General features: G+C 56.8%; 11 protein-coding genes and 2 pseudogenes. 6 read left to right on the forward strand and 7 right to left on the reverse strand.

Annotated features, from left to right (window positions below; all coding sequences use genetic code 11):
* Positions 1 to 4: 4 nt before the first annotated feature.
* Positions 5 to 214, forward strand: coding sequence for a rhodanese-like domain-containing protein (locus tag V8352_RS16380; protein WP_336425376.1), 210 nt, complete (start codon positions 5 to 7; stop codon positions 212 to 214).
* Here V8352_RS16380 and V8352_RS22000 read toward each other — a convergent pair.
* Positions 150 to 302, reverse strand: coding sequence for a GFA family protein (locus V8352_RS22000; protein ID WP_442971054.1), 153 nt, complete (start codon positions 300 to 302; stop codon positions 150 to 152). The genes V8352_RS16380 and V8352_RS22000 overlap by 65 nt on opposite strands.
* 725 nt (positions 303 to 1,027) lie before the next feature.
* Between V8352_RS22000 and V8352_RS16385 the strand changes: the two genes are divergently transcribed.
* Together V8352_RS16385 and V8352_RS16390 are read left to right on the forward strand one after the other, a co-directional pair.
* Positions 1,028 to 1,699 carry a hypothetical protein gene (locus V8352_RS16385; protein WP_336425377.1) on the forward strand — a complete coding sequence of 224 codons (672 nt, stop codon included), beginning with the start codon at positions 1,028 to 1,030 and terminating at the stop codon, positions 1,697 to 1,699.
* A complete protein-coding gene (locus V8352_RS16390) occupies positions 1,696 to 4,017 on the forward strand; it encodes a Mu transposase C-terminal domain-containing protein (RefSeq protein WP_336425378.1) in 2,322 nt (773 codons plus the stop codon). Before V8352_RS16385 ends, V8352_RS16390 begins: the two co-directional genes overlap by 4 nt.
* A gap of 1,080 nt (positions 4,018 to 5,097) precedes the next feature.
* On the opposite strand, the gene V8352_RS16395 is transcribed toward V8352_RS16390, so the two are convergent.
* From V8352_RS16395 to V8352_RS16405, 3 genes and pseudogenes are all read right to left on the reverse strand, one after another.
* Positions 5,098 to 5,331 carry a hypothetical protein gene (locus tag V8352_RS16395; RefSeq protein WP_336425379.1) on the reverse strand — a complete coding sequence of 78 codons (234 nt, stop codon included), beginning with the start codon at positions 5,329 to 5,331 and terminating at the stop codon, positions 5,098 to 5,100.
* Between the two features lie 285 nt (positions 5,332 to 5,616).
* Positions 5,617 to 5,910 (reverse strand): annotated as a pseudogene (locus tag V8352_RS16400) (arginase family protein); the annotation flags it as partial.
* Between the two features lie 301 nt (positions 5,911 to 6,211).
* Positions 6,212 to 6,619, reverse strand: coding sequence for a (R)-mandelonitrile lyase (locus V8352_RS16405; RefSeq protein ID WP_336425380.1), 408 nt, complete (start codon positions 6,617 to 6,619; stop codon positions 6,212 to 6,214).
* Between the two features lie 267 nt (positions 6,620 to 6,886).
* Here V8352_RS16405 and V8352_RS16410 point away from each other — a divergent pair, with 267 nt between their 5' ends.
* Positions 6,887 to 7,993 (forward strand): NAD(P)H-dependent flavin oxidoreductase, encoded by a 1,107-nt coding sequence (locus tag V8352_RS16410; RefSeq protein WP_336425381.1) that lies wholly within the window; start codon positions 6,887 to 6,889, stop codon positions 7,991 to 7,993.
* Between the two features lie 119 nt (positions 7,994 to 8,112).
* Positions 8,113 to 8,226 (forward strand): annotated as a pseudogene (locus V8352_RS16415) (helix-turn-helix domain-containing protein); the annotation flags it as partial.
* 36 nt (positions 8,227 to 8,262) lie between these two features.
* Here the strand turns inward: V8352_RS16415 and V8352_RS16420 are convergent.
* Entirely contained in the window at positions 8,263 to 8,490 is a 228-nt protein-coding gene (locus V8352_RS16420) for a DUF1858 domain-containing protein (RefSeq protein WP_336425386.1), read from the reverse strand.
* On the opposite strand from V8352_RS16420, the gene V8352_RS16425 reads away from it, so the two are divergent.
* The gene (locus V8352_RS16425; RefSeq protein WP_336425388.1) at positions 8,401 to 9,057 is read left to right on the forward strand and encodes a hypothetical protein; all 657 of its coding nucleotides are present in this window, start codon (positions 8,401 to 8,403) and stop codon (positions 9,055 to 9,057) included. The two genes, V8352_RS16420 and V8352_RS16425, sit on opposite strands and share 90 nt — an antisense overlap.
* Here the strand turns inward: V8352_RS16425 and V8352_RS22005 are convergent.
* Both V8352_RS22005 and ccoS read right to left on the reverse strand, forming a co-directional pair.
* Positions 8,998 to 9,144, reverse strand: a complete 147-nt coding sequence (locus V8352_RS22005) for a hypothetical protein (RefSeq protein WP_442971055.1) — start codon at positions 9,142 to 9,144, stop codon at positions 8,998 to 9,000. The genes V8352_RS16425 and V8352_RS22005 overlap by 60 nt on opposite strands.
* A 25-nt stretch (positions 9,145 to 9,169) precedes the next feature.
* Entirely contained in the window at positions 9,170 to 9,334 is a 165-nt protein-coding gene (gene ccoS, locus V8352_RS16430; RefSeq protein WP_336425387.1) for a cbb3-type cytochrome oxidase assembly protein CcoS, read from the reverse strand.
* Between the last annotated feature and the right edge of the window lie 12 nt (positions 9,335 to 9,346).

The raw sequence follows: 9,346 nt of genomic DNA on the forward strand, positions 1-9,346 counted from the left end.
AAAGATGCTCACGCTCGCCGCCCTCGCGGCCGACCCGGAACGGTTCCACCTGATCGACGTGCGCGATGCCGAAGCCTACGCCGTCGCCCACGCTACGGGCGCCATGCATATCCCGCTGGCCGAACTCGAAGGCCTGGCGGGTGAACTCCCTACCCGCAAAATACCCCTGCGCTACCTGACTTGCGGCAGAGATCGCAGTTGCAGTCGTGTATGAAATCAGGCTTCGCTTCGATCGTGACGCTCGCCGCGCCGCACAGACAGGTTCCGGTCATCGTCTTTTCCCATTTTGCTTCGCGGCCCATTCGCACGACACCCACCCGCGCCAAGGTTGCTCAAGTTGCTCTGTGGGACCCGGCGAAAGTTCTTCTTCAAGCCGGACCAAGTGCGCATTGCGAATCAACGGTTTGACGCTGTCAGATGATTCAAACCCTCATCACGAATATTGTACGTGAAGATGTGTTGCCGAATAAGCACAGTTCTTGATCGGAGTTGAGGACAAAAACTGAGGTTTGCGGAGTAAAACGAAAAAGGTTTTGCCGACGTTTCCGATTTATCCGTTGAGGGGTTCTGAAAAAAGATTATTTATCAAAGATATAGGCGATTTCGTAAGTTCGCTTGGATCGTTTTCCCGCCGACGATAACGATCTCGACAAAAATATTTTGGCCAAAATCAGCAGTTGTTAGGACGGTTTTGACCGGTAGTTTCTGGTTCTTAAGCGAGGGCTGAACGCCGGAAGGCGCGCAAATTAATGCAAACGTTCTTCGCGAAACAGGCAAGTGGCCAACCTTAACATCAACTGCGTCGGACCCCGACTGGAGATGGGAAGGCTGCAGCCACAAAGGAGACGAAACCATGGTCAAGAGCAGGCCGTTGCACAGCAACTGATCCGCAGGTCTTGGGACCTGAACCAAGGAGCCCCCTGAACAAGGAGGTTTCCACACACAAAGTAAAAATCAATATCGAAGCCTGCGGGCAGCGTCGGAGCAAAATCCGGCGAGCGGTATCCCTATGTGAAAAGGAAAGAAAATGTCGAAGTTTTCGAAGGCCATCGTCTTGCCCGCGCCCTGGCGGGGCGACCGCAAAATCCAGAGTGTCTCGAAGTGGCACTGCACAGGACATGCGGTTCGTGGTGACGGGGCAGGGGCTTGCATGCAAGGCGAGAGCAAGCTGGAAATGGATCATCAGGCAATCCAGTTTGCCACGCCGGACGTGGCGGACGTTATCGAACAAGTTCGCTTCTATTACGGATGGGACAATGAAAAAGAGCACACATTCGATATGCTGCTCACCAAGACTTCCGGAGTGCGGGTGGCTTGCACGGTCAAGCCGACAGCGCGTCTGGCCTCTGGAAAATTCGTTGAGCATATGCAGGTGGTCGCCTGGTGGGTGCAAAAGAAAAAATTTGCCTCTGCGGTTCGGCTTTTGACCGAAGCGGATATCGACCCCATTACGCTGCACAATGCCAACTTGAATGCGGCAGTGCGTGACAAGGACCCAGATGCTGAGGCCGCAGTGCGTGCGGTCGCGTGCAAGCTCCACGGGGCCATCAGCATCAAAACTCTCACGGATGAGGTGGGTCTGAAGGATTGCGGATATCGAGCCATCCTTCGAATGCTCTCGAAGCGAGAACTTCAGGCTGTTCACCATGAACAGACAACCCCTCAAACTCTCATCACTTGGAAAGGTCCTCAGTCATGACCACCATCTTCGGAGCCACAAACTTTGCCACGACTACTTCGGCCAAATGCGGTTTTCGGATCGAGCAGACGGATCGCATTACAATCGAGGGCACACCTTTTGATATGGTTGGCCAATCAGGTGATATGATCTTGTTGCAGCCTTCGATCGGGAACGGGCTGACCGAGCAATTTACCAGGGGAACACTCTCACGCCTCAGTGCAGCAGGAGCGATTAAACATGAGGTGGGATACTACCTGCCGGATGACCTCAAAATTGCCCCCGGGGCAAAAAACGTTGCGTTTCATGCCTCTGATTTGAACGCCTCTCAGAGAAAGCGATTCCACAACCGCTTTGTTCAGATCAGGGCGATCGAAGACATGGTCAATGAGGGAAGTATCCTCCCGCGCACGGGCGATATTAGGGCCAATGCCAGTGAGGTCGAAAAGCGCGCAGCTTCCTATTTGAAAAAGGAAGTCACAGAACGCGATTTGCTGGATTACGCTCTGGAAAACAAGCAATTGCCGGATCGCATTGCGAATACGGTGCGCAAGAGCCAAGGCGGTAGTAGTACAGCGGGTGTCAAGCTCTACACGGCGGACTACCTCCGCAAGCTGTACAGCAACTACCAGAAGGTCGGGCTTTCGGCCTTGACTGACGATCTTGCCAAAGCCGGCAACCGGACCGGTTGCTTCAAGCCAAAAGAGCAAGCGCTTCTGATGGATACAATTCGCAAAAGCTACCTCACGCTGGAGCGCAAAACGCTGAAGGCGACCGTTGTCGACGTGAAGCGTGCGTTCCGGACGGAAAATGAAGGACGCGCGGAAAACGATCAACTCCGTGTGCCTGGTCGGGACGCCGTCCGGGGCGCGATCAAAAAGTTGGGCGCCTTGCGTGTGATGATTGCCCGGTTTGGTCGAGAGTATGCAATCAAGAAGTTGCGGCCGGTAGGGAAGGGCTTGGAAGTCCTGCGGCCCGGTCAGCGCGTTGAGATGGATGAATGGTGCATCGACTTGCAGACAATCATCCACTCAGCCAATCTCGAAGAGTTCTTTGGTGCCGATTTTCTGGAAACGATCGGTTTGAACGGCGGGACTGATAGATGGTGGCTTGTTCTGGCGATCGATTGCCGGACCAAAGTCGTCCTGGGTATGAAGCTTACGCGCAATCCTTGTGGCAGCGCCGCACAGGAATGTCTGCGCATGGTCGTGAGCGATAAAGGCCAATGGGCCGACGCGGTTGGTGACCTGGCACCGTGGTCGCAGGCAGTAAGACCCGAAGTGCTGGCAACAGACAATGGCCCCGCGTTCAAGTCGCAGGCGTTCACTGACAGTTGTCTTGATTTGGGCATCACGGCACTGCGGACCCATGCGGGTGTTCCCGGGATGCGTGGGACTGGTGAACGGATTTTTGGTACTTTTGCCACTGATTTGATGCCGCGCCTGAAGGGACGCACTTTTTCCAATTCGCTGGAACGCGGGGACTACAAATCCGAGGACCGCGCTTGCCTCGATGCAGACGACTTGGCTTTCATCTTGGTGCGCTGGGTAGTGTGTATCTACCACAACTCTGAGCACGGCGGGCTTGGTGGTCGCACCCCGTTGGAGCAGTGGAATGTCGATATGGAAGACGGCAATTACCCCGTGAGCGGCTTGCCGGATACGGCCTCTAAGCGTCTGGCTTTCGGGCAACGCTTTGAGCGCAAAGTCTCTCAGGAGGGCATCGTCATGATGGGGATCCGGTACCACAGCCCCGAATTGGGGATGTATTTCATGGGCCCGGCACCAAAACTGGTCGATGTCCGCTGGGATGGTGACGACCTTGGCGCTATCAGTGTCTTCATCGATGGTGCTTGGCAAGAAGTCCCGGCTGTTCACGATCGCTTCGCGGGGATGCACTTTCATGTCTGGATGAAGACGCGTCGGGCGCTGCGCGCCAAGTCGGCATCTCGCCAAGCTTGGAACGAAGAGACAGTGTTCAAGGCGATTGATCAAATCGAGGCGCTCGTTGAGAATCGTTCTGATGCCTTCGGGCTTATCGATACCACCATCAGTGACCAGCAGTTCAAGGCAATCGAGCAGGATTTCTTTTCGACATTCCGGATCGATGGCAAGCCACAGTTGCAGGCCGACGGCAAAGATCTGGGCAGTGTGATTTCGCCGCGCGCACCAGACCCTGACACCGCGCCAAGTGGTTCTCGGAAACGCGCCAAATCTGTGTCTGTTAAGCCCTCACCTGATGTCGAGCATCGTGAGCAGGCAAATAGTGCCCCCGCCACGCCACAAGATACCCGCACGCAAGCGCCAAAGTTTGGAATGCCCCGAAAGCGCGAATTTTGAGGTGATTTTGTCGTCAAGATTGTGTTGAAGAAGTAGCCGGGCGTCTTTTGCTTCGATCAATTCGAGGCACTGGAGCCCGGCGATGCGGTCATAGTATCCTGCGCTATGACTTGGTTTCCAGCAGGACGAAGCATCACACCGCTGATGACTTCCAGTGCCGACGGGTGGCGGTGAATACTGCAGTTCCTTCGATCTGCCCCAAGCCACCACGTCGCTGACCCTATGCTGGTAATGCAACCTGCCACACCGAGCCGTCGCAAGGCACAAATTGCTGAGATGACAGGCCGCGATGCTTTGGAAAATTCTGCCCGTGATCGAACGATTCGAATCTGGTCCTCACTTTTGCCATCTACCGCACATGCCTTGCTTCACCATGATTGAGGCAAGGTCACGACTGTTCGGAAGCCGACAGGAGCCGATCCAGCTATCATAGATCTTCCGGCCAGTTAGGGTGCAGGATAACGTATGACCTGAAACGAGGGCCCGCATACGTCTACGTTCCACCCGGTTGGGCACTACCGTAGAAGGAATTAGAGCCTGAACAATTTAATAATCTGCATCCGCCATCAACATGAGTAGAGGTCTCTGGATATCTCTATGGCGCAATGCCAGCCTATGTTTTGCGACTTCCAGCTTTGAAAAGGGCGACTTCCAGCTGAAGTATGGCGCGTTTGCGTTGGTCATAAAGTCGCCGGATAGACGATCTTGGACCGCCCATGATCGCGGCACTATGGTGGCTCCGAGCTGGAAACCAAGCTTTCACCTCCCGCTGAGCCAGCGTCCAGGCCAAGTCTGCTGCGGTGAATCGCTGATAGGTCAAAAGTAGCACACGACGTCTCGTAGTAAGTTCGGGATGCATCTTTTAGTCCTTTCCAAAAACATCTCCCATGGCCTGGCACATCGCCCTGATGGTGGAAAACAAGCCTTGAAAGCAGCCGTTTGCCACCACTTGATTGAGCAGACAGGTTTTAAGAGGGGGCAGGACGCTCGTGAGCGTGCGACCTACGTCCTCCCGTGAAGCTGATGGTGCCTGTGACCTGCCCCTTTTCTCAGGGCCATTATTATACCAAATGCCAGCCGCTATGGTTCCAGTATTGACCTAAGTTTTTGAGACAGTTCATTGTTCTGCGCCAGAATTGCTTGAACCGAAATCTTGCGCGTGAGCTCTGGTTTGAACCGACCTGGGATCGCTTCCATAGCTGACGTTTCGAGCAGAACATACCGTCTGCCGGTTGGATGGCGAACGAGATACCACTCGTCGCGCTCACGCCCATTGTGGCGAATGATCTCGTGGATTCTGGTCAGTTGTGTCATCCCCAAAGGCCCCCTTGGCGTCTGACTGTGAAGTCACCGCATTGCCACGACTATGACGCAGATCAATTTCCCGCTGAAAATTGTTCCGACCTCACCACTCGTGAGCAGATACAGCTGACACCTACCCTTCAACCTTGGCTTTACAGCCCTATTGTAACGACTTTTTCATCTGGCTGAGAGCTGTTCGACGACCAGTGAAATTCCGTCAGGGGCAGGGTTACACATGGGTCAGTTATCAGTGACAAATCTGACTGCTGCTGGGTCAGTTCTGAGTGACACCCCCGAGTTGGGCGCCACATCGCCAAGGTCCGCACAATTCGCAATGTCAAAGGGGCGCACGCCAGTGGCCCCGTTTTGAGCACGCATCATTGTCGACATTTCACGCAATTGGCGCGGTCCATGGCGCGGGCCGGGGCGATTGGTGGTGCCACTGTCCCAAGGCACGCCTATCAGGCCAATATCAACATCCTTGATTTTGGGAACTTCAAGCGCGACATGCGGCAAACGCATGAAGGTGGCAACGCCTGCAAAACGAGGAAGATCGAAGCCGGAAACCGGCCGGAAATAGTCGTCGCTCATTGTCACTCTTCATTATTACACCAAACTATCTCTTCATTCGTTTCCATCGCAAGAGCAGACACTCGCTGCAATATGGATAGTTGGAAGTAGGGGCTCACTGCCGACCTCGGAGGCGGTGCAGCATTCCCGTGGTATGATGCCTTGTCAACGTCGGGTTCACGAGTAGGCCGAGATGCTGCGGTGCGGCCCGACGAACCTGCCGTTCGCTGCACGCGCATGATCTTGGGCCCGGTGAAATTGCATACAGCGGACGAACCAGGCTCTCGGCAGGTGGCTCTTCGGTGGGCGGCTCGATCCCAACCTACTCGGCGCGCTGGGAGAGGTAATCCCCATCCGTGACATGCTCCATCCAGTCTGCAGTCTTGCCATCGACGGAAGTCTGCACTGCCAGGTGAGTCATTGCGCAGTCGGGTGACGCACCGTGCCAATGCCGCTCCCCCGGCGCAAACCAGACCGTATCGCCCGGACGCAGCACCTGCACCGGCTTCCCTTCGGACCCGGCCAGCCCCGTGCCTGACACAACATGCAGCGTTTGACCGGCGGGATGGGTGTGCCAAGCCGTCCGCGCGCCGGGCTCAAAAGTCACCGACAGGATCTTGACCGGAGAGGGATCGTCACCCGCAACAACCGGATCAAACCGGACCGCGCCGGTGAAATACTCACTGCTTGGGAATTGCGAAGGCCGGTCTCCGGCGCGGTGGATCTTCATGGCGGGCTCCTTTGTGTGTTGCTCAAAGGGACGTTAGCAGAGTTCCGGCCAAAGCCCACAGGTCAGAGGAACCCGATAGTTTTTTGGACCAGTTGAGCGGCAGAACTGCGGGACTTTGCGGGCGTTCACTGCATCATAGATGACCGTCCGGTCCAATCGATCGGCACCCCCGTTACTATCGGCGATACGGGCACTCATGGTGCGTTACATTGCGGAGGAACGAGCGGCTTGATACGCTTGCCATGGTCTTCTCCATGCGGAGATGGCGTGAGCGAGACAACACGGAGAAAGCGGGCTGAAATGCTGGGAGAGGCTTCAAGGCGTGTCGATGAGTTCTGCGCGGCAAATGACATGCATGCGCCGATCTTGATGGCCCCGATGGCCGGTGCCTGCCCTCCTGCTCTGGCCGCCGCCGTCGCCCAAGCTGGTGGTATGGGCGGATGCGGCGCGCTGCTGATGGACCCGGTTGCGATCGCCCTCTGGGCAGCGGAATTCCGGGCCGCGAGCGATGGCCCGTTCCAGATGAACCTGTGGGTGCCTGACCCTGCGCCGAGACGCGACGCCGAACATGAGCGGGCAGTCGCCGGCTTCTTGGAGGGTTGGGGGCCGCGTCCCACCGAGCTCTCTGCCGATCTTCCCGTGTCCTTCGCTGATCAGTGCGAGGCGCTGATAGAGGCCCGACCGGCGGCGATGTCCTCGATCATGGGCCTCTTCCCGCCCGATGTCGTCGACCGGATGAAGGCGAGGGGCATCCGCTGGTTCGCGACTGCCACCACGGTCGCAGAGGCGCTTCAGGCCGAAGCGGCGGGAGCCGACGCCATCATAGCTCAGGGCAGCGAGGCCGGTGGGCACCGTGGCGCCTTTGATGCTGACAGGGCGAACGCGCAGATGTGTGGGTTGATGGCGCTCGTGCCTGCGGTCCGCGACGCAGTCAGCGTGCCGGTGATTGCGACCGGCGGTATAGCGGACGCGCGCGGCGTCGTGGCCGCGCTCGCGCTCGGCGCATCGGCCGTACAGATCGGGACAGCCTTCTTGCGCGGGCCCGAAGCCGCGATCGTGCCAGCCTGGGCCGATGCCATCGGCCGGGCACAGCCTGAGGATACGACGACGACGACCGCGTTCTCCGGTCGGCTTGGGCGGTCCTTGCGGACCGACTACATCGCCGCGACCGAAGGCGCCGACGCAATCGCCCCGCTTCCCTATCCGCTGCAGCGCTCGGCGACGGGACCGATGCGCGCGCTCGGCGCAACGGAAAACGACTTGGCGCGTATCCAGGCATGGGCCGGGCAAAGCGCGCGGCTGGCACGCAACGCGCCTGCCGGCGAGATCGTGCGCTCCATCTGGGCTGAAGCGCGAGCGGCGCTGGCCCAGTAAAGTGCGTCCCGAGAAAAGCAGGATGAGTGGAAGAAAGACGTTTCTCCACAACAGTCGTTCAAGCACCGTGCAGGATCGGTCGAGCAGGGCTCTCACCCGGCATTTGCCGGCACGACCAACACACGGTCAGCCGACTGCTGAGCGCGTGAGAAAAGGAAGGAGTTGTCGAAAGCCGGCGCAAGAGGATCATGGTCCGTGATCCGCACCGCCTTGTCAGGCTTGGCCAATCCTGAACAGAGTTGCTGTTCTGGCTTAGTTGTTGACACGCATTAAAGCCGAAGCTCTGAACCTGCATCAACCGCGTCTCGTAGTTCTCGAAGGAAAGCATCTTTGTCGAGGTCGTATTCACGGCAGGCGTCGGTCAGCGTACAAAAGCGACCGAACGGACATCCGACGCACAGCATCCTATGACGCATAAAGATCTGAATCGTCTGTGGCCACCGCGTCATGAGCACGGTCAGTGGCAAATCGGGATCGTTGAGGCCGAGGTGACTCATGGTTATCCTCTTTTTGCCCACTCTAAAACGATTGCCGCTCATCACGTTGCGCTGGCGCAAACACTTTCGTCAGATCTCGCCTTAGAGCCACGAGCGTGCAGATCGCCAAAAGTGGCCACTGACTGGCGGGATTATTGGTTGAGCCATACGAGTTTTGCAGGGATTTGTTTGTCTTCCTCCTCATTCCTCTCACCATGCGATCGCACAATCACGTCAGCAGCAGCCCGCAATCATGGCGACAGAACCCTACTGTCTCGCTTTGATGGGAAATGCCGTTTTCTTGAGAACTTCGCCCTCCTCGTTCACGATAAATCGGCACAGACAGTCGCCGAAATAAAAGGTCAGCCGCCAACGGCTTGCATCCTCGTCAATTCCAGATTCGCAGAGACAGGTTATGAGCCGGTCGCGCACATGCGCCTTATTTCATCTTGCGTCACGCTGAATGCATCTGCCAGCAGTCCAGCATCGAGGATGAAATTGCCGCTCGTACGTTGGATGGTTTTCATGTCACATGCCTCCAATAATTTCAAGCTGTTGATACGGTGGCTTTTGGTTGGAGGCGGTTAACTCACCTTCGTTTTTGGCGTATATTGGGCACAGTTTTTCGCTGATCTTGGGGTCAGGTTGCGCTTTCGCTATCGCAACCCGCACCATCTTGTCGGCCAGTTCACAACCTTCTTCATGCGTCGCTGTGTTCAGAGTGGTCAGTCATTTTGTCATTGGGTTCTTCTTTCGTGCCCGGTGGGGCGCTCTGGAGGAGAACTCGGTGAGAATTCCCTTCCAGATCCTCGAATTGGTCGTTTCGCAGCGCCCAGACGAAGACCCCAAGGCCGATCAGGCCCATTCCGAGCGATAA

It is taken from the genome of Roseovarius sp. D0-M9 (assembly GCF_037083805.1).
Lineage (GTDB): Bacteria > Pseudomonadota > Alphaproteobacteria > Rhodobacterales > Rhodobacteraceae > Roseovarius.